20 protein-coding genes and 1 tRNA gene are annotated in these 21,122 nt (G+C 39.7%); 11 read left to right on the top strand and 10 right to left on the bottom strand.

Features of this window, described 5'->3' with window-relative positions; translation table 11 throughout:
* Positions 1-406: 406 nt before the first annotated feature.
* Positions 407-1,573: an IS256 family transposase gene (locus tag WD048_07750; protein MEX0812096.1), complete on the top strand. Its 1,167-nt coding sequence runs from the start codon at positions 407-409 to the stop codon at positions 1,571-1,573.
* Between the two features lie 146 nt (positions 1,574-1,719).
* Here the strand turns inward: WD048_07750 and WD048_07745 are convergent, their stop codons facing one another.
* The 6 genes from WD048_07745 to WD048_07720 form a co-directional block, all read right to left on the bottom strand.
* Entirely contained in the window at positions 1,720-2,979 is a 1,260-nt protein-coding gene (locus tag WD048_07745; GenBank protein ID MEX0812095.1) for a Y-family DNA polymerase, read from the bottom strand.
* Positions 2,979-3,431 carry a translesion error-prone DNA polymerase V autoproteolytic subunit gene (gene umuD / locus WD048_07740; GenBank protein ID MEX0812094.1) on the bottom strand — a complete coding sequence of 151 codons (453 nt, stop codon included), beginning with the start codon at positions 3,429-3,431 and terminating at the stop codon, positions 2,979-2,981. The genes WD048_07745 and umuD overlap by 1 nt, the downstream gene beginning before the upstream one ends.
* Positions 3,432-3,574: 143 nt before the next feature.
* A tRNA-Cys gene (locus WD048_07735) sits at positions 3,575-3,645 on the bottom strand.
* Positions 3,646-3,700: 55 nt separating this feature from the next.
* Positions 3,701-4,054 carry a dihydroneopterin aldolase gene (gene folB, locus WD048_07730; GenBank protein MEX0812093.1) on the bottom strand — a complete coding sequence of 118 codons (354 nt, stop codon included), beginning with the start codon at positions 4,052-4,054 and terminating at the stop codon, positions 3,701-3,703.
* 79 nt (positions 4,055-4,133) lie between these two features.
* Entirely contained in the window at positions 4,134-4,469 is a 336-nt protein-coding gene (locus tag WD048_07725; GenBank protein ID MEX0812092.1) for a MerR family transcriptional regulator, read from the bottom strand.
* Between the two features lie 48 nt (positions 4,470-4,517).
* The gene (locus tag WD048_07720) at positions 4,518-5,489 is read right to left on the bottom strand and encodes a M23 family metallopeptidase (GenBank protein MEX0812091.1); all 972 of its coding nucleotides are present in this window, start codon (positions 5,487-5,489) and stop codon (positions 4,518-4,520) included.
* 102 nt (positions 5,490-5,591) lie between these two features.
* On the opposite strand from WD048_07720, the gene alaS reads away from it, so the two are divergent.
* From alaS to WD048_07705, 3 genes are all read left to right on the top strand, one after another.
* Positions 5,592-8,249 carry an alanine--tRNA ligase gene (gene alaS / locus WD048_07715; GenBank protein ID MEX0812090.1) on the top strand — a complete coding sequence of 886 codons (2,658 nt, stop codon included), beginning with the start codon at positions 5,592-5,594 and terminating at the stop codon, positions 8,247-8,249.
* Between the two features lie 123 nt (positions 8,250-8,372).
* On the top strand, positions 8,373-9,818 hold the full coding sequence (gatB, locus tag WD048_07710; GenBank protein ID MEX0812089.1) for an Asp-tRNA(Asn)/Glu-tRNA(Gln) amidotransferase subunit GatB: 1,446 nt from the start codon (positions 8,373-8,375) through the stop codon (positions 9,816-9,818).
* A gap of 86 nt (positions 9,819-9,904) precedes the next feature.
* Positions 9,905-11,020 carry a TlpA disulfide reductase family protein gene (locus WD048_07705; protein MEX0812088.1) on the top strand — a complete coding sequence of 372 codons (1,116 nt, stop codon included), beginning with the start codon at positions 9,905-9,907 and terminating at the stop codon, positions 11,018-11,020.
* A gap of 5 nt (positions 11,021-11,025) precedes the next feature.
* On the opposite strand, the gene rluF is transcribed toward WD048_07705, so the two are convergent.
* The 4 genes from rluF to WD048_07685 all read right to left on the bottom strand — a co-directional run bounded on the left by rluF (position 11,026) and on the right by WD048_07685 (position 15,296).
* Positions 11,026-11,778, bottom strand: a complete 753-nt coding sequence (gene rluF, locus WD048_07700) for a 23S rRNA pseudouridine(2604) synthase RluF (protein MEX0812087.1) — start codon at positions 11,776-11,778, stop codon at positions 11,026-11,028.
* Positions 11,779-11,793: 15 nt separating this feature from the next.
* On the bottom strand, positions 11,794-12,915 hold the full coding sequence (locus WD048_07695; GenBank protein ID MEX0812086.1) for an ATP-binding protein: 1,122 nt from the start codon (positions 12,913-12,915) through the stop codon (positions 11,794-11,796).
* Positions 12,916-13,051: 136 nt separating this feature from the next.
* Positions 13,052-13,615: a DUF255 domain-containing protein gene (locus WD048_07690; protein ID MEX0812085.1), complete on the bottom strand. Its 564-nt coding sequence runs from the start codon at positions 13,613-13,615 to the stop codon at positions 13,052-13,054.
* Positions 13,616-13,664: 49 nt separating this feature from the next.
* Positions 13,665-15,296 carry an acyl-CoA carboxylase subunit beta gene (locus WD048_07685; protein ID MEX0812084.1) on the bottom strand — a complete coding sequence of 544 codons (1,632 nt, stop codon included), beginning with the start codon at positions 15,294-15,296 and terminating at the stop codon, positions 13,665-13,667.
* Positions 15,297-15,343: 47 nt separating this feature from the next.
* Between WD048_07685 and WD048_07680 the strand changes: the two genes are divergently transcribed.
* The 7 genes from WD048_07680 (at position 15,344) to WD048_07650 (ending at position 20,978) form a co-directional block, all read left to right on the top strand.
* On the top strand, positions 15,344-15,505 hold the full coding sequence (locus WD048_07680) for a hypothetical protein (GenBank protein ID MEX0812083.1): 162 nt from the start codon (positions 15,344-15,346) through the stop codon (positions 15,503-15,505).
* Between the two features lie 251 nt (positions 15,506-15,756).
* A complete protein-coding gene (locus tag WD048_07675) occupies positions 15,757-16,173 on the top strand; it encodes a Rieske (2Fe-2S) protein (protein ID MEX0812082.1) in 417 nt (138 codons plus the stop codon).
* Between the two features lie 304 nt (positions 16,174-16,477).
* Positions 16,478-17,863, top strand: a complete 1,386-nt coding sequence (locus tag WD048_07670; protein ID MEX0812081.1) for an acyclic terpene utilization AtuA family protein — start codon at positions 16,478-16,480, stop codon at positions 17,861-17,863.
* Between the two features lie 10 nt (positions 17,864-17,873).
* Positions 17,874-18,944: a magnesium/cobalt transporter CorA gene (gene corA, locus WD048_07665; GenBank protein ID MEX0812080.1), complete on the top strand. Its 1,071-nt coding sequence runs from the start codon at positions 17,874-17,876 to the stop codon at positions 18,942-18,944.
* Positions 18,944-19,402, top strand: a complete 459-nt coding sequence (locus WD048_07660; protein MEX0812079.1) for a hypothetical protein — start codon at positions 18,944-18,946, stop codon at positions 19,400-19,402. The genes corA and WD048_07660 overlap by 1 nt, the downstream gene beginning before the upstream one ends.
* 138 nt (positions 19,403-19,540) lie before the next feature.
* On the top strand, positions 19,541-20,470 hold the full coding sequence (gene queG / locus WD048_07655; GenBank protein MEX0812078.1) for a tRNA epoxyqueuosine(34) reductase QueG: 930 nt from the start codon (positions 19,541-19,543) through the stop codon (positions 20,468-20,470).
* A gap of 40 nt (positions 20,471-20,510) precedes the next feature.
* Positions 20,511-20,978 (top strand): hypothetical protein, encoded by a 468-nt coding sequence (locus WD048_07650; protein ID MEX0812077.1) that lies wholly within the window; start codon positions 20,511-20,513, stop codon positions 20,976-20,978.
* The last annotated feature ends 144 nt before the right edge of the window (positions 20,979-21,122 follow it).

Genomic DNA, 21,122 nt, shown 5'->3' with positions numbered 1-21,122 from the left:
AAGTTGATTTCTCAGGGGCCAACCATGCAGATGGAATGTATTTCTACAGGTTGACTACCACGGAAGGAAAAGTACATACAGGTAAGTTGATCCTTAATAAGTAGAACTAAGCCTTAAGTACTGAGTACTCAAATTTTAAACCTGAGTTCGATCATTTTCTGATCGAGCTCAGGTTTTTTCTTTTATATTGTTGAATACTCCATTCAACCCAGATTATTCATTAGAAAAAATGATTAATGACGGGTACTCGTCCAAATAAGTGTGCTATAGTAAAACAACCTTGGTATTACAGGTGGGAAGATACCCGTCCAAAAAAGTGTGTCTGTAGTAAAGAAAAAGTTTCCAACAATTTAACAAGTTTGTGATGACGAATAATAAAATTCACAAACATTAAATCATTGGAAACATGGAACTAACAAAAGAACAAACTGAAAATGTACTAAGCAATTTTTTGAACAAAAAAAACGGTCTCAACGAAGTATTGCAAATGATGCTGAACGCGATGATGAAAATAGAGCGCAAGGTATTCCTTGAGGGAGGGCAGAACAACAAGGGCAATGGATACCGTCTGGGGAAGGTCTTTGGCTACGGCAGCCAGATAGAGCTGCGTATTCCCCGCGACAGGTTGAGCAGCTATACGCCCACAATACTGGCCCTGTTCAGGGAACAGCAGTCCTATATCAAGGAAGTGTCCTTCCAGCTGTACGGCAAGGGTCTGACAGACCGCGACATCTCCGATGTCGTGGAGACCATATACGGGAAGCATTACAGCAAGAGCACGATCAGCGATTTCAGCCGGAGCTTTTACGAGCAGATGGGCGCATGGCGGGAAAGGAAGCTCGATCGCCATTACCTGGCCCTCTATATCGATGGCCTGCACGTGAAGCTCAAAAGGGGCGGGCACTACGGGAACGAGTGCTTTTACATTATCATGGGTCTAAAGGAGGACTGTACCCGGGAGGTGATCTCCATTGTCAATTTCCCTGAAGAATCGGCACATTCCTGGGAACGGGTATTCGAGGATCTGCGGCAAAGGGGCGTGGAATCGGTAGGGCTGGTCGTCTCTGACGGGCTCTCCGGACTGGACGGCACTATCTCACGTACCTTTAGCGGCACGCCCCACCAAAAGTGTATCGTGCATTTGCAGCGCAACATAAGGGATTACGTAAGAAAGGAGGACAGGCAGGCACTGTCCAGCGATCTCAGGGAAGTCCTGTCGCCTGACGATAAGGACCACGACAAGGAAAAGGCATATGGGAAGCTGATGAAACTTGCCGGAAAATGGGGAAGGGAATACAAACAGCTGGAAAGGTACATAAAGCAGCTTGAATGGCAGCCCTACTTCACCTATCTGGATTATTCGGTGAAGGTCAGGAGGATGATCTATACAACAAACTGGATAGAACGGTTTAACAAGAGCGCAAGGAGGACATTAAAGGTGAGGGGGGCTTTCCCCGATGAAGAGTCAGTCCTGGCACTGATCACCAGCGTAGCGATGGAAAAACAGGAAAAGAAGTATAAATATCCGGTACATAATTTTAAATTTGAGCCAAAGCTGTTCAGAAAACAATAAGAAAAACTATCATATGCTTGTTGATTTATTGAAAACTTTTTGTAGCTCGAGACACACTATTCTGGACACTACCGGTGGGAATGCAATGATGCAGGTAGAGGATTCTAAATTCTATATGTGGATCACAAAATAATAAGGTTTTCCGATTACACTTTAACAGTTATTATATCTCTCAAACGGGTTGTATATCTTGGAGAAAGCCTTTCTTGTCGCATCTTCCATGTTCGGTCTATGTCCTGACTGCCCAATTTCACTTTTTGATGTCCCAATGAACGATTTATGGAATCAATAGCTGCCAGTATTTTTTTGTGTTTTGGATTGGAATTTTCAAACAGATTGAGTTGGACTGAATTTTCCGGTGTGATATCCATTACAACTATTCCTGCCTTTTTGTATTCAAATCCTTTTTTAAAAATTCTTTCCAGACCCCTTGTCGCAAACTTAGACAATTCAATACTCGAATTACTGGGGAAAGGAAGCCTGATAAAAGTATTTCCTTTGTATTGAATAAGATCAGACCTGTGTTGATTGGTGTGTAAGAAAATAAGCATAGCATTACAACAAGAGGCTTCTTTCCGTAGTTTTTCAGCACAGGTGACTGCAAATGTGGATACACGCTCTTTGAGCTGTTCCAATGAAGTGTAATTGCTTTCAAATGTTCTTGTGGTAGCAATACTTTTTTTCGCGCTTATTTCTTCAAGACTCAAAGTAGGTTTTCCTTCCAGGTCACGCTTCAGCCTTAGACCTACAACCGATAATTCCTTCCTTACCAGTTCATCCGAAAGTTGAGTGAATTCATAAGCATTGAATACACCAAGCTTATTTAAACGCAATGAATTTCTACGCCCTATGCCCCAAATATCCTCAACTTTAAGCCATTTTAATGCTTTTATTCTTTTTTTTTCTGTATTAATCACATATACACCATTGGTTTTATCAGGAAATTTCTTCGCAATTCTGTTGGCTGCTTTTGCTAGTGATTTGGTTTCTGCAAACCCCAGACTAATCGGTATCCCAGTTGATTTTGTGACTTTTTCCCTGATACTACTGCCGTATTCCTCTATATTAAAAAAATGGAAACCCTCAAACTTCAGAAAAGCTTCATCAATACTGTATATTTCAATATCAGGAGTATAGGAACTGAGTATTGTCATTACTCTATTACTCATGTCACCATAAAGCGCATAATTGGATGAGAAAACTGTAATATTCCTTTCTTCAAAGAACTTTCTGTATTTAAATGCAGGAGCTCCCATAGGTATGCCTAAGGACTTGGCTTCATCACTGCGGGCAATCACACAGCCGTCATTATTTGAAAGAACAACAACAGGCTTGCCGTTCAAATCAGGCTTGAATACTCTTTCGCAAGAGGCATAAAAATTATTGCAATCGACTAAAGCAAACATCAAAAAGATTTTATGACATGTGTTACAATGCCCCAAATGGCAAAATCATTATTGATATCTACCTTAATAGATTTGTATTTCTTATTAGCAGGAATCAACCAACAACAGTCTTTTTCTATTCGTATAGATTTAAGCGTAAACTCTCCATCAATAAAACAAACTGCAATCTTTCCATTCTCAGGCTTCAGACTTTTGTCAATCACCAATAAATCTCCATCTCCAATTCCTATATCTTTCATGGAATCTCCATTTACCCTGCTAAAAAAAGTAGCAGAAGGGTTTTTAAGAAGTTCGGCATTTAAGTCAATAGATAGTTCCGAAAAATCCTCAGCGGGGGAAGGAAACCCAGCTTTAACACCTGATTCAAAGAAAGGAATTTCAAGACAGGAAGCTATAGCTGCAGGGGGATAGAATTCTAAAACTCTAGTTTTATAAAGCTGCTTCAGTTTCATTTTTGAACATGTATTTTACTGAGTGAATTTAACAAGACTAATCAAGCTTAATTCATAAAAATTCAAATTCTGCGGATTTATATTTTGCCGGATTGAAAAACAAAAAAGCACTGCGCTTTTTAAAACACAGTGCTTTTCTTTTGAGGTCGAGAGCGGATTCGAACCGCTGTAGAAGGTTTTGCAGACCTCTGCCTAGCCACTCGGCCACTCGACCATTTTTAATGGTAGGCAAAATTAAGATAAAATTGCTCAAAAAGCAATGCCTTTACTTAAGCCTCTATTTCCACCCATACACTTTTGATATCACCTTCTATAGGAGGCCTTAGTTTTGCCACTTTAACTTTAACAGCTCTTATTCCCTTGAATTTATTCTTTATATGCTCAATTATTTGCTGAGCCAGGTGTTCAAGTAAATTTACGGAAGGTCCAAGCATCACCGACTTTACTTCTTCATAGAGCTTTTCATAGTTTAACCCCTGCCTCAAGTCGTCTTTTTCTGCTGCTTCTGAAAAATTATATTCCACTTCCACATTCACTTCAAAGGTATTGCCCTTTTCTTTCTCTTTTGCATAATAACCATGATGACCAAAAAATTGACAATTTTCTAAACCTATTTTCCCCATTTTATAAATTTAACCCAAGTTATCTGCACAAATTCTTATTAATGACTTTCAGTTAGTTTATCTAAATAAATACTCCCTATTACAACTGCTCTTTGATCTCCACTAAGAATTTTCTGACTTTTTGAAGGGATTGAATCACCTGAAACTGATTAATGGTATCTTCTTTATTTTCTTTCAGTTTTTTACGCGCTCCATCAAGGGTAAAACCTCTAACTTTCACCAGGTGATAAATCAGGTGAAGATTTTCCATATCTTTTTGCGTAAAAAGCCGGTTGCCCTTTTTATTTTTCTTGGGCTTTAGAATATCAAATTCATTTTCCCAATAGCGGATCAGTGAAGTAGAAACATCAAAAATTTCAGCCACCTCTCCTATTGAGTAATACAGTTTTTCGATCTCTTTTTCTTTGTAAGGCACAAAAGGGGATTTAGTTATTTGTTTGACTGAAATTTACTGAAAAAATAATTAATCAAAAGATTGATTGTTGGCTGCGGCAATTTCAATCATAAGTTCGTATTCTTCGGGCTTCAGATCATTGTAAAAGAAATTAATAGGATCAATACGTCTGCCGTTTTTACGCACTTCATAGTGCAGATGTGGTGCTGTTGAAGTTCCTGTGTTACCAACTTTTCCGAGCACATCTCCCCTGTTTACTTTTTGTCCTTTTTTTACTTCTATCTTACTCATATGCGCATAAAGCGTTTCATAACCAAAACCGTGATCTACCAGTACGTGGTTTCCAAATCCTCTCCTGCTACTCGATACTTTCGCCACCACACCATTTCCGGTACAATAAATATCTGTACCTGTAGGTGCTGTAAAATCTGCCCCAAAATGCATTTTTCTTGTTTTGTAAATAGGATGAATTCTATAGCCATAACCCGAAGCAAATCGAGTAAGGTTTTTATTGGAAACCGGTTGAATAGCAGGGATTGAAGCCAGCATTACCTCTTTGTTTTTAATCAGCTCCGCAACTTCATCATAAGATTTTGATTGAATATATATCTGTTTACCTATTTTATCCAGCTTGTTCGCTATATCAGACATCAATGCTCCATTCTCATAGTTTTTCAAATCCCTGTATTTGTTCACGCCACCATAACCAGCAGTTCTTACATTTTTAGAAATGGGCTCTGCCTCAAAAATCACCCGGTAAATATTGTCGTCCCTTTCCTGAAGCCCATCCAAAACCTGGTCCATCTGAGCCAACCGCTTATCCATCAACTCATATTCCAGCTTCATTTTAGACAGCTCCCGTTTCAATTCCTTTTCTTCGGGTGAATCGAAGTAATAAGAAGACACAATTAAAATCAATAGTGCAAAGACAAAAGAAGTGGTTAAAAACCCCAATATTCTAAACAATCGTTTAGAAGCGGGAACATTAATTTTCTCATAGCGCAGAGAATGTTTATTGTAATAGTATTTTGCTTTTTTCATTGCTACCTTAAATCCGTATTTTTGCTGCTTCTTGCAATTAGATAATACAATGTCTTATCTACAAATTTAATTGTTTTTTCTAAGCTAATTTAAATTGTTCAAATGTCCCTGCAATGGCCTTCTAAAGAAATCAGGAAAACTTTTCTGGATTTTTTTAAAGACAAACAACACCAAATAGTTCCTTCAGCACCAATTGTGCTCAAAAATGATCCCACGCTGATGTTTACCAATGCGGGCATGAATCAGTTTAAAGATTATTTCCTAGGTAACAAAACGGCCAAAAACAAACGCATAACAGATACCCAAAAATGCCTCAGGGTTTCGGGCAAACACAATGACCTGGAAGAAGTAGGCTACGATACCTACCACCACACCATGTTTGAAATGTTGGGCAACTGGTCTTTTGGCGATACCAATGGCGGATACTTTAAAAAAGAAGCAATAGCCTGGGCATGGGAATTGTTGGTTGAGGTTTTCAAAATGGACAAAGACCGCATGTATGTTACCATTTTTGAAGGAGATGCCTCTGATCATTTGCCCGAGGACAAGGAAGCATTTCAGCTTTGGGAGCAATTTCTTCCCAAATCGCAAATATTGAAATTTGGCAAAAAAGACAATTTCTGGGAAATGGGTGCCAGCGGACCCTGTGGCCCTTGTTCTGAAATCCACTACGATTTGCGCAGCGATAAAGAGCGAAAAGCAAAGCCGGGAAGTAAATTGGTAAACATGGACCACCCCCAGGTGATAGAAATCTGGAACCTGGTTTTTATGCAATTCAACAGAAAAGCTGATGAAAGCCTGGAGCCACTTCCCGCTAAACATGTTGATACCGGGATGGGATTTGAAAGGCTGTGCATGGTGCTTCAGGACAAAAAATCCAATTACGATACGGATGTTTTTATGCCCATTATCCGGGAAATAGAAAAAATATCCGACTTTAAATACGGACAAAATGAAAAAACCGATGTGGCTATCAGAGTAATTGCCGATCACCTGAGAGCTGTGGTATTTGCCATTGCCGATGGTCAATTGCCCTCAAACACGGGAGCTGGTTATGTCATTCGTAGAATATTGAGGCGCGCCATCCGCTATGCCTACAGTTATTTGAATTTAGAAAGGGCTTTCATTTATCAGTTATTGCCAGTACTTGTTCAGCAAATGGGAGAATTTTTTCCTGAACTGAAGAAACAGAAAAACTTTGTAGAAAAGGTCATTAAAGAAGAAGAAGCGGCTTTTTTGAAAACCCTGAAATCGGGATTGAATAAAATAGAAGAGCTTAGCAGTAAAAATAAAAAAGGGGCAATTATTGATGGGGCACAGGTTTTTGAACTCTACGACACCTATGGATTCCCGGCAGATCTTACACGATTGATCCTTTCTGAAAAAGGCATGAAAATAGACGAGGTAGGTTTTGAAAAAGAATTGGATGCCCAAAGAAAACGCTCACAAAAAGATGCCAAAGTTGAAAGAAGCGATTGGACAGTGTTGGATAAAAATGCTTCTGTAAATTTTATTGGCTACGATCAATTGGAAGCTGAAGTGAAAATCACACGCTACCGCAAACTCAGGCAAAAGGACAAAGACCTTTATCAACTGGTGTTTGACCAAACGCCCTTTTATCCCGAAGGCGGTGGACAGGTAGGCGATCGCGGGTTATTGCTCAATGAAAATGAGAAAATATCCATCATTGATACTCAAAAGGAAAATGAGTTGATCATTCATTTCAGTGATAAATTGCCCCAAAATCCCAAAAATGCATTTACAGCTCGCGTAGATTTGCAAAAGCGTAAAAATGCTGAGCGCAACCACAGTGCCACGCACCTTTTACATGCAGCATTGAAAAACAACCTGGGTGCACATGTAGAACAAAAAGGTTCTCTCGTTGCACCCGATTATTTGCGATTTGATTTTTCCCATTTTGCCAAAGTCACTGATGAAGAGCTACAAAAAATAGAAGCAGAAGTGAATGAAAAAATCATGGAAAATATCGCTTTGGAAGAACAGCGCAATATTCCTTACAAAAAAGCTATTGAAGCAGGTGCCACAGCACTTTTTGGCGAAAAATACGGGGACAGTGTTCGCATGATCACTTTCGATTCGAATTATTCCAGAGAGCTTTGTGGAGGCACACATGTACAAGCAAGCGGTGAAATTGCTTATTTTAAGATTGTTTCCGAATCAGGAGTGGCTTCGGGCGTAAGAAGAATTGAGGCGCTTACCGGGGAAAAAGCCAGAAATTATGTCGATAAAAAACTAAAAGTACTTGAAGGGCTTTCTGAAAAAATCAAAAACAAAGACCTGCTAAAGGGTGTAGATCAATTGATGGCTGAAAATCAGAAACTACAAAAACAGGTGGACGATTTTGCAAAAGCCAAAACACAGGATGTAAAAAAACAACTCTTGTCGCAGATCAAATCAGAAAACGGCATTAACTTTATCGCGGCAAAAGTTGATCTCCCCTCTGCCGATGCAATGAAGCAATTGGCTTTTCAATTGAAAAAAGAAACGGCTTCCTTATTTTTGGTACTTGGTGCTGAAATTGACAAAAAAGCACTATTGAGTATTATGCTGAGTGATGATCTTGTAAAAGAAAAAGGATTGAATGCCGGGCAGATCATAAGGGATATTGCCAAAGCAATAAAAGGTGGTGGCGGTGGCCAGGATTTTTATGCCACAGCCGGAGGAAAAGATCCAAAGGGATTAGACAATGCCATTGAATTGGCAAAAGATATTTTTAATGAAGTAAATAATAAATCCTAATTTCTAAATCCTAAATCCTAAATAATATCAAATCTCAAAATACTAATGTTTCAAACATTGGAAATTTAAATTTTGGATTTGTTTAGAGTTTAGAAATTAGAGTTTAGAGTTTAAATTTTATAGATGAACATTTACGATAAATACGAAGCGGTAATCGGTCTGGAAGTACACGCCCAATTGGCCACCAAGAGCAAAGCTTTTTCAAGAGACTCTGCCGCTTATGGAGCTCCGCCCAATACCCAGATAAGCCCCATCACATTGGGACATCCCGGTACATTGCCCATGCTCAATAAAAGGCAGGTAGAATTTGCCGTGATGCTGGGACTGGCCTGTCATTCCAATATCACAGAAGTCAATCGTTTTGCGCGTAAAAATTACTTTTATGCAGATTTGCCCAAAGGCTATCAAATTTCTCAATTCGACACCCCCATTTGCACCGGTGGATATGTAAGAATAGATGTTGAAGGCAAGGACAAAAACATAGAACTCACCCGCATACACATGGAAGAAGATGCCGGTAAAAGTATGCACGATCAGGATCCTTATTATACTTTGATTGATCTGAACCGTGCCGGAGTTCCTCTCCTGGAAATTGTTACAGAACCCGTTTTGCGCAGTGCAGATGAAGCTTACGCTTATTTAACCCAAGTCAGAAAACTGGTGCGTTATCTCGAAATTTGCGATGGCAATATGGAAGAAGGCAGCCTGCGTTGCGATGCCAATATTTCAGTACGCATAAAAGGCGTAGAAAAATTTGGCGAAAAGGTAGAGGTGAAAAACATGAACTCCATACGAAACGTAAAGCGCGCCATTGATTATGAAATAAAAAGACAAATAGAAGCAATAGAAGCCGGTGAAGTAATAGACCAGGACACCCGCAGTTTTGATGCCGTCAAGGGCACTACCTTTACCATGAGAAGCAAAGAACTGGCACATGATTATCGCTATTTTCCCGAGCCAGATTTGCCTCCTGTGCGTATCAAGGCAGATTATATCGAAAAGATAAAACAGCTAATGCCGCCATTGCCTGAAGAGCTCTATCAGCGTTTCAGAAAGGAATTTGAGCTATCAGATTACGATGCGCAGATACTCACCGATGAAAAAGAAATTGCATTGTATTTCAATGAACTGATCACATTTACCAAAAACTACAAAGCAGCTGCCAACTGGGTGATGGGTGCTGTAAAATCCTATCTGAATGAACAGGCCATTGAGCTGACAGAATTCGTCCTGAAACCACAGCAAATTGCCGAGATCATCAATTTGATAGATTCGGGGAAAATCAGCAATTCTGCGGCAACGCAAAATCTTTTCCCTGCTATGGTTGAACAGCCCAATAGCAAAGCAGCCGACTTAGCTGAGAAACTCAACCTATTTCAACAAAGCGATGAATCCGTAATAGATGGCCTGGTAGATGAAGTAATTGCAGCATTCCCGGAAAAAGTAGAGGAATACAAAAATGGTAAAAAAGGTTTATTGGGCATGTTTATGGGGCAGGTAATGAAAAAATCAAAGGGCAAAGCGGATCCACAACTGGCCAGTAAACTGCTGGAAGAAAAGTTAAATTAATTTAAAAATAAAAGCTCGGGTAGCGATTAATTTTTTTAAAAGAAAGGATATTGCTTACTTGACAAATTAAATAAAACTCAACTCAAATGAAATACTTAGGATTATTATTTGCTGCACTGTTTTTCCTTTCAGCTTGTACCAATGAAAAAGAAAAGCTCGAAGGGCTGGACTATATTGTTGACGGAAAAATTGAAGGTGCAGAAGGGCAAACTTTGTTTTTGGATCAGATGTCGCTACAGGGCAATGTACCTATTGACACTGCCATTCTAAACAAAGAAGGAGAATTTAAAATGAAAGGCACGCTTCCGGAAGACGGCCTGTATATGCTGCGATTTAATCAAAATAAAACCTGGGCACTGGTTCTGGAAGGTGGAGCTGTCACGGTAAACGGAAATTTTGAAGATGTTTTTGATTATACCGTAAGCGGTTCGCAACCCTCTGAACAACTTTCCGCCTTTATAAAAGAGCTGGGCACAACACAAAAAAGCCTTCAGCAACTCACTCAGCAATTTCAGCAATTGAGAGCACAGGGCGGTGATCAAAATCAATTGATGCAAATACAAATGCAATACCAGCAAAAAGCCGGTTACTTGCAAAAGCTCACTACTAATTTTGTAGATACAGTGCAATCTCCACACCTGGCTTTATTTGGAGCCAGCCTTTTGGATGTGAGAGAAAATACAGCACTACTGAAAAAAGTGGTAGAACGCGTAGAAGACCAGGTGCCCAATTCTCCCTTTTTGGCAGATTTTAAAGCCAAATTAAAAGAAGCCAAGAGGTTGGCTATTGGCTCCAAAGCACCTGATTTCAAATTAAAAAGCCATAAAGGAACGGAGTATTCACTTTATGATATGGATGCCAAATATATTCTGATCGACTTCTGGGCATCCTGGTGCAGACCTTGCCGAATTGAAAATCCAAATCTTGTAAAAACCTATAAAGAGTACAAAGACAAAGGTTTTGAGATATACAGCATATCATTAGATAAGAATATGCAGAAATGGGTGAGCGCCATTGGCCAAGATAATTTGACCTGGAAATATCACGGAAGTGAACTCAAAGGCTGGCAATGTCCTGTTGCACAGAACTACAATGTGCGCTCTATACCGGCAACATTTTTAGTAGATGGTGAATTTAATATTGTTGCTAAAAACCTGAGAGGCGATGCCCTGGAAAACAAGCTTGCTGAATTGTTGGATTAGAAAAACTATTTCTGTTTTTGCAAAGTAGTTTTTTTCGAATGTTCCGTACTGTTTTTCAGCTTTGTAACTTCAGCCTTGTTCAAATGTCGCCATTTCCCGACAGGTAATGTATCCAGTTTAATATGCATAATGCGAATACGCTGCAGTGCCTTTACTTTGTAGCCTAGATATTCGCACATACGCCTGATCTGCCTGTTTAATCCCTGAGTGAGAATAATGCGAAACTCATGATTGCTTTCTTTTTTCACAAAACATTTGTTGGTAATTGTATCAAGTACAGGAATACCGCTGCGCATAGCTTTAATAAAATCATCGGTGATCTTTTTGTTCACACGCACGATGTATTCTTTTTCGTGTTTGTTACCTGCCCGCAAGACTTTATTTACAATTTCACCATCATTGGTCAACAAGATCAAACCCTCGGAATCCTTGTCTAAACGGCCAACATGGAAAATGCGCCTGGGATAATTGATAAAATCTATAATATTGTCTTTTACACTTTTTTCAGCAGTACAGGTAATGCCTACAGGTTTGTTAAATGCAAGATAAATATAGGGCTCCTTATGTACAATTGGATTTCCATCCACCAGGACTTTATCATCAATACCCACCCGATTGCCGGACTGTGCTGTTTTACCATTGATGGTGACTCTTCCTGCTTTAATGATTTTATCAGCAGCCCTGCGCGAGCAATAGCCGCTACTGCTAATGTATTTGTTTAAACTGATATTTTGCGAATCTTCAGGATGCAGGGGCATGTTGTAATTTAGTTTTTAAAAGTTTTGTAACCACCTTGTCATTAAAACATCGTGAATATAATAAGATGATTCTTCCTGAATAACCAATTCTTTTTCAATAAGCTTCTTCAATGCTGTACTCACTGAGCTGCTGGCTCCTAAATGGTATTGTTCAATAAAATTTTTGGACTGAGGATTTTTTAAAGGCTCTTCTTTAGCAACAGCTAGGAGTACTTTCCACTGCATATCTGTCAAAAGATTGCTATAATTAGAAAGTATAGGACTTTCCTGATTGATCACTTCTGTACAAATGGGTTGTAAATGTTCTACTTTAATTTTGTCATGTTTTGCAAAAAGCTTGTTGCAAAGTAGCTGTATGCAGTAGGTTTGCTCTCTGCTCCATTCATAAATAGCATCTATCACATCGGCATCAATTTGCTTTCCATTTCTTTCAAAGTGCTGAGTGATAAAAGGTTTATAGCTTGAAAATGAAATAGGGTTGAGTTGCATTAACTGCGCACTTCTGTAAAAAGGGCGATTTTTGTCAGCAAACATAGAGATCATCATTTGCCTATGACTACCGCTATAGATAAATCTGATGCCCGGATATTCCTGCATCCATGTGCGAAAAAAAGCTTCCCCATTTTCTTTAGAATAACGGCCAATCTGTTGAAATTCATCCAGCACTACTATAATTTGCTTTTTTCTTTTTTGTAAAAAATCACCTAATGCATTTAAAGATCTGTTGGCTTTTTCACTTTGTTTTAGTGAAAGACTGAATTCAGGCATACCAGATTGTGGATTAAAACTAAGATTGGCTCCAATTGATTTTAATAAGTGCTGGAATGCAGCAGAAAAGCCTGACTTTGTTTTTCCAAACTTTTCATAAACAGCTTCAGTAATCTGCTTGATTGCTGCATTCATACTCCTTGTTCCCAGCAAATCTACATATACTGTTTCAGCTATATTTTTCTGTTCCAGTTCAGCAACAAAACATTTAATGAGTGCTGTTTTGCCCATTCTACGCCATGAATACAGTACAATATTTCTATCATTGTTAAAGTGCTCCAATAATGTATCAAGCTCCTGCTCTCGATTACAGAAGTACTCTTTCCCAAAATAACCAGTAAGTAAAAATGGATTTTTCAACTTTTTCATAAAAAAACGACTATGCATGACGTAAATTACGTCACGCAATTTACGTGACGTAATTTACAATATTTTTCTAAACTTGCAAATATGATAGAAAAATCGTTTTTAGTGAATAAAAATTTAGGGTTAAACTCTAGAAAAACTATTCAAAAGGAGAATCGTAATTGGCCTTGAAATCCTCAAAAGAAACATTTTGCTTGTGCAGATCCTTTCCATAATATTTAAGAATCTCATCCAATTCAGGAGCTTGTCTGTAGCCAGGTATGGGCTGAATCATATTGAATTGCTCATCGAGCAGAACAATGGTCGGATAACTCATCCTGCCATTCATTAGTGCAGCAGCCAACTCGTGATATCCACGTCTTCCCTCAGCTACAAAAACATAGGTTTTTTCATTCACAACTACAGTATCTTTTCGCTCACCATCCAATTTTACGGGATAGTAGTTTTCATTCAAATAAGCGGCAATTTCAGGATGGCTGAATGTAGTAGCATCCATTTTTTTGCACCAACCACACCAATCAGTGTAAACATCTATAAAAATCTTTCTCTTTTCACCGTTTGCGCTTTTCTCCACTGCTTCTTCAAAGCTCATCCACTGTACTTTTTCCTTATTGGGATTTGGTTTAGATGGATTTCCCGCTATTACTGAAAAGGCAAAAAACAACAATACAGAATGAATTAAAAGGATTTTTTTTAAAAGCATAAATATAGTTTTAGTCAAAATTCAAATCACAGAACGCATTTGTGCACTATTAAGTTTGTATAACGCCCGGATTAAAACGCTTTGTGATTGGCGCATGATTGGCGGCCTCTATTCCTGCAGAAATCACTTTGCGTGTTTCCTTGGGGTCGATAATCGCATCTACCCACAAACGAGATGCTGCATAAAAGGAAGTTGTCGTTTCTTCGTAGCGATCCTTAATTTTTTTGAAAATTTTGTCCTGATCTTCCTGACTGATTTTCTCTCCCCTCACTTTTTTGGCAGAAGAAACCTCTATTTGCAAAATCGTTTTTGCCGCCTGATCTCCACCCATCACTGCTATTTTAGCCGTAGGCCAGGCCATAATCAATCTCGGATCATAGGCTTTACCACACATGGCATAGTTTCCAGCTCCATAGGAATTGCCTGTGATAATGGTAAATTTGGGAACTACCGAATTGGATACTGCACTCACCAATTTTGCACCATCCTTAATGATTCCACCGTGTTCGGAACGGGAGCCTACCATAAACCCGGTAACATCCTGCAAGAAAACCAGCGGTATTTTCTTTTGATTGCAATTCATAATAAAACGCGCAGCCTTATCAGCCGAATCGCTGTAAATAACACCGCCAAACTGCATTTCACCTTTCTTGGTTTTGCAGAGCAATCTTTGATTGGCCACAATGCCTACCGACCAACCATCAATTCTACCCACACCACAAACTATGGTTTTCCCATAGCCTGCTTTGTATTCGGTAAATTCAGAACCGTCCAATAAGCGATCAATAATTTCTTTTACATCATAAGGTTTGGCGTTGGCTTCTGGAAAAATACCATACAATTCCTTTGGCTCTTTGGCTGGCTTTTTAGGCTTTACCCTGTCAAACCCCGCTTTTTCGTTGTGCCCTATCTTGTCCATGATGTCCCTAATGGCATCCAAGCAACTTTGATCATCCTTGAATTTATAATCCGTAACACCCGAAATTTCGCATTGGGTTTCTGCTCCACCCAAAGTTTCTGAATCGACCTCCTCTCCTATGGCCGCTTTCACCAAATAAGGTCCTGCCAAAAAGATGGATCCTGTTTTTTCCACGATCATGGCTTCATCCGACATAATAGGGAGATAAGCCCCACCTGCCACACAACTGCCCATAATAGCAGAAATCTGCACAATACCCTCGGATGACATCACAGCATTGTTGCGAAACATCCTTCCGAAATGTTCCTTATCGGGAAATATCTCATCCTGCATGGGCAAAAAAGCCCCGGCACTGTCCACCAAATAAATGATGGGCAATTTATTTTCCATGGCAATTTCCTGTGCGCGCAAGTTTTTCTTTCCTGTAATGGGGAACCAAGCACCAGCCTTAACTGTAGCATCATTGGCCACAATTACACATTGCCTGCCTGACACTCTTCCGATTCCCGTAACCACGCCACCGCCCGGACAGCCACCGTATTCCTCATACATGCCATCACCGCAAAATGCGCCAATTTCCAAGAAATCACTGTCCTTGTCCTTTAGGTATTCTACGCGCTCACGAGCGGTCAATTTTCCTTTGCTGTGCTGTTTTTCAATATTTTTCTTTCCGCCACCCAAATGAATCTTTTCCAATTTGCGATTCACTTGAGATACCAGCAGCTTCATAGCATCTTCATTCTTGTTAAATTCCAAATCCATTTTTCCGTTTGATTTCTTGCAAAAGTAATACTTCAAAGATAAATGCTTTGGGGAGAACTGTGGTATTGTTGAAAGAGGAATTGTTTTCAGAATATGATTTTGATGAATTCAGCCACCAAAATGATGGCGATGACAATCAAAACGAAACTCCTTCCCACAAAAGCAGAGATGATGGTCCTGAATCTGCCGATGAGCCTAAATGGGATTAGATAATTTATTTCAGTTTATTGGAAAGTAGCTTGGCTTCATTTTAAATACGACTTCTTCGAAACGAGCTAGAAGCTCGCACCAGCAATTGGGTATTGAGCTCTAAATAAAATCTTAAATGGATAAAGAATTATCAACTTAAAAAATGTAGCTTTATTTTCCGACTCAGATAGGGATTAATTGGCGGAGTTGGATGAAGACCTATCAGTAGCAGGATTAATAAATCTTTAAAAAGAAAATAAACTCTATCCCCATGGAAAATACAAGAAGATCTTTTTTAAAAACTTCGGGCATAGTTACCGGAGGACTTTGTTGTGGAGCTACATTATTGGAATCCTGTGCTTCTTATAGTTATGTGCCATATTCGGTAGAAGACAAAACCATTAAAGTGGCCAAAATCCATTTTAACGAGAAAGATTTTGTAGCACTTGATGTAGAAAAATTCCCCGATGCTGTGTTGATCCACAAATTGGAAAATGGTAAATACGCAGCCGTATTGGCGGAGTGCACACATAGAAAATGTACCGTAAAACCAGATGGTACAGAGCTCAAATGCCCTTGTCATGGTAGCCGCTTTAGTATTGAGGGAAAAGTCCTAAAAGGGCCTGCCGATAAAGACCTCAGAACTTTTACTGTAAGCGAGGATGACCAAAATGTGTATTTGACCTAGGTGGTTCTGAAATCACCGCACTCCTAAATCCAACATTTTACATCCCACATTTCCCACCTTCTGGGAGTGAATTATTTAACAGCCTCCGGCTGTGTGTTGAAATATTTTGCGAGACGCAATTAAGATTCTCGCTCGCTGGAAGCGGGGCGAGGGCGCGTTACACATTTTCCATCATAATTTTCACATCCCAAATCCCACATTTTCCATCTCACATTTGACATCACAGATCCCACATCATCCTTTTGCAATTTGATATACCCCCGCTTTGTTTTATCTTCATTTGGAAAATAATGAATCCAATAAAATGAAAGAATCAGTAAGAATTGCAGCCGCCCAGGGATTTTACGGAGACAGCCCAATGGCTGCTATGCAAGTGGTTTCAGAAGGTGCTGCCGACTATTTGGTATCCGATGCACTTGCAGAGTTGACATTATCCATCCTTCAAAAGGATCGGCTTAGGGATGAAAATATGGGCTATGCCCGCGATATTGAATTTTTAGCCAAAACACTTTACCCTGCTGCATTGGCACAGGGCATGAAAATAGTAACCAATTCCGGTGGCTTGAATCCACTGGGAGCCGTTAAAAAAGTAAGTGCCATACTAGAAAAACAAGGCATTACAGACGTGAAAATCGCAGCCATTACGGGCGACAATATGATCGATCGATTAGAAGAATTGCAGAACGGAGGCGAAAAACTCCTACACCTCGACAGTCAGGTGCCGTACAGTGACTCTAAATATCCTGCAACACATGCCAATGTTTATACAGGTGCAGCATCCGTAAAAGATGCTTTGGATCAAGGGGCGCAAATTATTCTGGCAGGAAGGGTGGCCGACCCTTGTTTGACCCTCGGGATTTTGGCGCATGAATTCAATTGGGAAATTGAAAACGCCACAAGCGAGCAACTCGATCTATTGGCTACCGGTATTTGCGTGGGGCATTTGCTGGAATGTGGCGGACAGGCCAGTGGTGGAAATTCCTATGCACAGTGGCCTATGGATTATCCCATAGATGCTTTGGGCTATCCCATTGCCCAGGTTTTTCCCGATGGCAAAGCCATATTTTCAAAACTAGATTCTGCAGGTGGATTGCTGAGCAGGGACAGCTTGCGAGAGCAATTGATTTATGAAATCCACGATCCTGAAAATTACTTGACACCGGATGTTACAGTTGATCTAAGCAAAGTGAAATTGGAAACACTGGCGAAAAACAAAGTGCAACTTTCGGGCGTAAAGGGCAAGCCCAGACCGGAAAAATTAAAACTGAGCATGGGACAAAACGAAGGCTTTATTTCTGAGCAATTCTTCTATTTTTCCCGACCCTATACTTACGATAAAGTCACCAAATTCATTGATGCTGTAAAGAAAATTTGGGAACGCAGCCCTGTTCAAATTGAAAAGCAAAATATTTCCATTGTTGGGCTAAACGGCATTCACGGAGAAGCCGCAACAGAGAAAAGCAGGGAAGAGCTGAATGAATACAATGAGCTTGGAGTCAGATTGGCGATTAAGCACAGCGATGCCATGACCGGAAAAATGGCCTTTGCTGCCATTACCTGTCTGGGTTTGAACGGACCTCCGGGAATTACAAGTATGCCTGCCTGGGGAAAGATCAACCGTATTCAGCTAAGCTTATGGCCTACTTTAATTGACCGGAAATGGGTAGATTATGAGATTCATTTCAATTAAAATTTAACCAATGCCCAGGAAAAAAAGCGTAAAAAGAGGAAGGCGAAAGCTTGGACTGCCACCCGGATCGCTGGTTTATATTGGCGAGAAAGAAGGCGAAAAAGTCAGCCTGGACTTATTCAAGTTTAAGTCAACTGAACTAAAGGAAAGCAGCTATGAAAAATTTGAGGAGCTCGGTGAAAAACCCGAAGCGGATTATTCCTATTGGTTGAATGTCAACGGACTGAGCGATGTAGAGTTGATCAGCAAATTGACCAAACAATTCGGATTAGATGAGCTTTTGGTAGAGGACATAATGAACACTACACAGCGGCCTAAAATTGACGAATTTCCCCCGCATCTTTTTCTCACCCTTAAAATGATTCAGTACAATACGGAGAAAAATGAATTGGACACCGAGCAGATCAGTTTGGTTTTGGGTGAAAATTATATGTTGAGCTTTCAGGAGAAAAAAGGCGATGTTTTTGATGCCATTCGCAACCGAATTCGAGCCGAAGGCAGCAATGTGCGCAACAAAAAAAGCGACTACCTTTTTTATCGCCTCATCGATATTGTGGTGGATCATTATTTTATCCTCACCGAACATATTGATGAGCGCATTGAGGAAATGGAAATGGAATTGTTCCAACATTTTAGGGAGGAGCAACTGAACGAAATTCAGGATATCAAAAAAATGCTGCTGCACCTTAAAAGACAGATTGTTCCACTAAAGGAATCCATCAATACGCTGGAAATTATGGATTCGCCACTGATGGTGCCCGACACGAAAAAATTCATAAAAGACATTCACGATCACCTCAAGCAAATCATTGACAATATTGAGTCAGAGAAAGATTTGGTGGGTATGTTGATGGATGTTTACCTCAATCGGCAATCGAACGAAACGAACCGCGTGATGAAAGTGTTGACCATCATTGCTACCATTTTCATTCCATTGACATTTCTTGTGGGGATTTACGGAATGAACTTTGAATACATGCCCGAACTGCAATGGAAGTATTCCTACCCTATCGTTATGGGACTAATGATTGTACTGGTAATTGCCATGTTGGTATTTTTCAAGCGCAAAAAATGGATTTAATGAAAGATTTACGAAAGCAAATGTACTTTTTGCCTCTATTGATTCTTTTTGCTTTTGCATTGAGCAATTGCAATAAGAATACGCCCTGTGAAGACAATTGTCAAAATGGCTATTGCTCTGATGGCGATTGTGTTTGCGACAGCGGATTTGGCGGCAAATGGTGTGTCGATAATATTGGCAATAATACAAACAACTCCAATGAGGACAATAGCGGAACGGTGAGTTTTTGGCGTGATTTTTCTGGCAACCCCATTCGAATTAGCGTTGACAGTATTTATCGCGGACAAATTACGGAGGTATTCAATACCGACCCACAATGCAACAATAACGGCACTTTGGATGTGGAATTAAACTACGGCACTTACTATTATTCGGCAATTGAAGACAGCACAGGCATTACGTGGAGCAATACTTTCACGATTTCAGTTCCCTGTGTAACTTACAAACTGACCTTGTAATTAGTGAAAACGCTAAATTATTTTCAAGAATCAAATTTTTGTACCATTTCGATACGATTCAGTTCATTGAGTGTCCCGTGCCGAAGGTCGGGATGTATCGAAATGACCTGAATCACTCAATGTCCAAAAAATTCAAAAATGAACCCTCAAAACCGCAGCATACAGATAAAGAAATGGGCAAGCGAGCTGGGTTTTATGCAATGCGGAATTGCCAAGGCCGAGCAGTTGGAACCCGAGGCGCGGCAGTTGGAAGCCTGGCTCAAGCAAGGGCGACATGGGCAGATGCAATACATGGAAAATTACTTTGAAAAGCGCACCGATCCCCGAAAATTAGTGCCCGGGGCAAAATCCGTTATTTCCTTGTTGTTCAATTATTACACCGAAAAAAAACAGGAGGATGCCACTGCTCCTAAAATTTCCAAATACGCCTATGGCAGGGATTATCACAAGGTGGTGAAGAAAAAACTCAAGCAGCTTTTTGCGAAAATGCAGGAGGAATTGGGCGAAATTGATGGCCGCTTTTTTGTGGATTCTGCTCCGGTGATGGACAAGGCCTGGGCAAAACGCAGTGGCCTGGGCTGGATTGGCAAAAATACCAACCTGCTGAACAAGCAAAGCGGTTCTTTCTTTTTTGTGGCTGAAATCATTTGCGATCTGGAGCTGCAATACGATGGCCCGGTAACCGATCATTGTGGTACTTGTACTGCCTGTATTGATGCCTGTCCTACCGGGGCGCTCGATCAACCTTATCAAATTGATGGCAGCAAATGTATTTCCTATTTTACCATTGAATTGAAAGAAGAAATCCCCAATGAGTTCAAAGGCCAATTTGAAAACTGGGCTTTTGGCTGTGACATTTGCCAGGATGTCTGTCCCTGGAATCGATTCTCAAAACCTCACAACGAGCCAGATTTTGAACCCAAACCCGAATTAATGGAAATGAGCCAAAAAGATTGGCAACACCTCAATGAAGCTACCTTTGAGAAATTATTTACCGGCTCGGCTGTGAAAAGAACGGGCTTTGAGGGATTGAAAAGGAATGTGCGGTTTTTGGAAAGGGATGAATAGATAGATAATGTTTTAAGTTGAAAATGAGTAAAATATAAGTATGAAAAATAGTAGGGGGTTTATTGAACTATACACAGTTAATGACTATTGGAAAAAATTAGAATTTGATTTTGCCAATTTAACTAAAAATAAAGATGATGTTTATCTGGCATTTAATTTTTTCGTGACCGCATACCACTTAATTGACTGGGTTTTTCAAGGTAGATATAGCAACGACCGTGCAAAATTAAACAGTAAACCAATATTGCGCTTATGTAATCATATTGCAAGCGGAATAAAACATTTTGCCGTAGACAGTCAAAGGCACAAATCAGTTAGAGAAATAAAAAAGAACCGATATTTTGAAAAAGGGTATATTGAAGAAGGGTATATTGAAAGTCCAATTATCATTTATCTTGAAGACGAACTTAAATCTGAGTTTGGTGAATCAATAGCAATAATTGATTTAGCAAAAAAAGTAATGCATTTTTGGAAGGATGAATTAACTATTAGAAATTTAATTCAATAATATTCACAACCATTAAAATTATATTTTTCATCAGGTTTTCCTCAGATAGTGCGAGCTTTTAGCTCGTACTGCTAAAGTCAGTAAATACCTTATACCATTTTAACTATAAAATGCCGCATTAAAACTATTTCTGTAATGGTGGTT

Source organism: Chitinophagales bacterium, assembly GCA_040877935.1.
Classification (GTDB): domain Bacteria; phylum Bacteroidota; class Bacteroidia; order Chitinophagales; family CAIOSU01; genus JBBDNB01.
The sequence above is the reverse complement of the archived record's forward strand: the minus strand, read 5'-3'. Positions and strand labels throughout refer to the sequence as shown.

What these genes read in the sequence shown, in the direction of transcription:
- WD048_07750 (MEX0812096.1), top strand. Translation starts at nt 407, where the DNA reads ATGGAACTAACAAAAGAACAAACTGAAAATGTACTAAGCAATTTTTTG.
- WD048_07745 (MEX0812095.1), bottom strand. Translation starts at nt 2,979, where the DNA reads ATGTTTGCTTTAGTCGATTGCAATAATTTTTATGCCTCTTGCGAAAGA.
- umuD (MEX0812094.1), bottom strand. Translation starts at nt 3,431, where the DNA reads ATGAAACTGAAGCAGCTTTATAAAACTAGAGTTTTAGAATTCTATCCC.
- folB (MEX0812093.1), bottom strand. Translation starts at nt 4,054, where the DNA reads ATGGGGAAAATAGGTTTAGAAAATTGTCAATTTTTTGGTCATCATGGT.
- WD048_07720 (MEX0812091.1), bottom strand. Translation starts at nt 5,489, where the DNA reads ATGAAAAAAGCAAAATACTATTACAATAAACATTCTCTGCGCTATGAG.
- alaS (MEX0812090.1), top strand. Translation starts at nt 5,592, where the DNA reads ATGTCCCTGCAATGGCCTTCTAAAGAAATCAGGAAAACTTTTCTGGAT.
- gatB (MEX0812089.1), top strand. Translation starts at nt 8,373, where the DNA reads ATGAACATTTACGATAAATACGAAGCGGTAATCGGTCTGGAAGTACAC.
- WD048_07705 (MEX0812088.1), top strand. Translation starts at nt 9,905, where the DNA reads ATGAAATACTTAGGATTATTATTTGCTGCACTGTTTTTCCTTTCAGCT.
- rluF (MEX0812087.1), bottom strand. Translation starts at nt 11,778, where the DNA reads ATGCCCCTGCATCCTGAAGATTCGCAAAATATCAGTTTAAACAAATAC.
- WD048_07695 (MEX0812086.1), bottom strand. Translation starts at nt 12,915, where the DNA reads ATGAAAAAGTTGAAAAATCCATTTTTACTTACTGGTTATTTTGGGAAA.
- WD048_07690 (MEX0812085.1), bottom strand. Translation starts at nt 13,615, where the DNA reads ATGCTTTTAAAAAAAATCCTTTTAATTCATTCTGTATTGTTGTTTTTT.
- WD048_07685 (MEX0812084.1), bottom strand. Translation starts at nt 15,296, where the DNA reads ATGGATTTGGAATTTAACAAGAATGAAGATGCTATGAAGCTGCTGGTA.
- WD048_07675 (MEX0812082.1), top strand. Translation starts at nt 15,757, where the DNA reads ATGGAAAATACAAGAAGATCTTTTTTAAAAACTTCGGGCATAGTTACC.
- WD048_07670 (MEX0812081.1), top strand. Translation starts at nt 16,478, where the DNA reads ATGAAAGAATCAGTAAGAATTGCAGCCGCCCAGGGATTTTACGGAGAC.
- corA (MEX0812080.1), top strand. Translation starts at nt 17,874, where the DNA reads ATGCCCAGGAAAAAAAGCGTAAAAAGAGGAAGGCGAAAGCTTGGACTG.
- WD048_07660 (MEX0812079.1), top strand. Translation starts at nt 18,944, where the DNA reads ATGAAAGATTTACGAAAGCAAATGTACTTTTTGCCTCTATTGATTCTT.
- queG (MEX0812078.1), top strand. Translation starts at nt 19,541, where the DNA reads ATGAACCCTCAAAACCGCAGCATACAGATAAAGAAATGGGCAAGCGAG.
- WD048_07650 (MEX0812077.1), top strand. Translation starts at nt 20,511, where the DNA reads ATGAAAAATAGTAGGGGGTTTATTGAACTATACACAGTTAATGACTAT.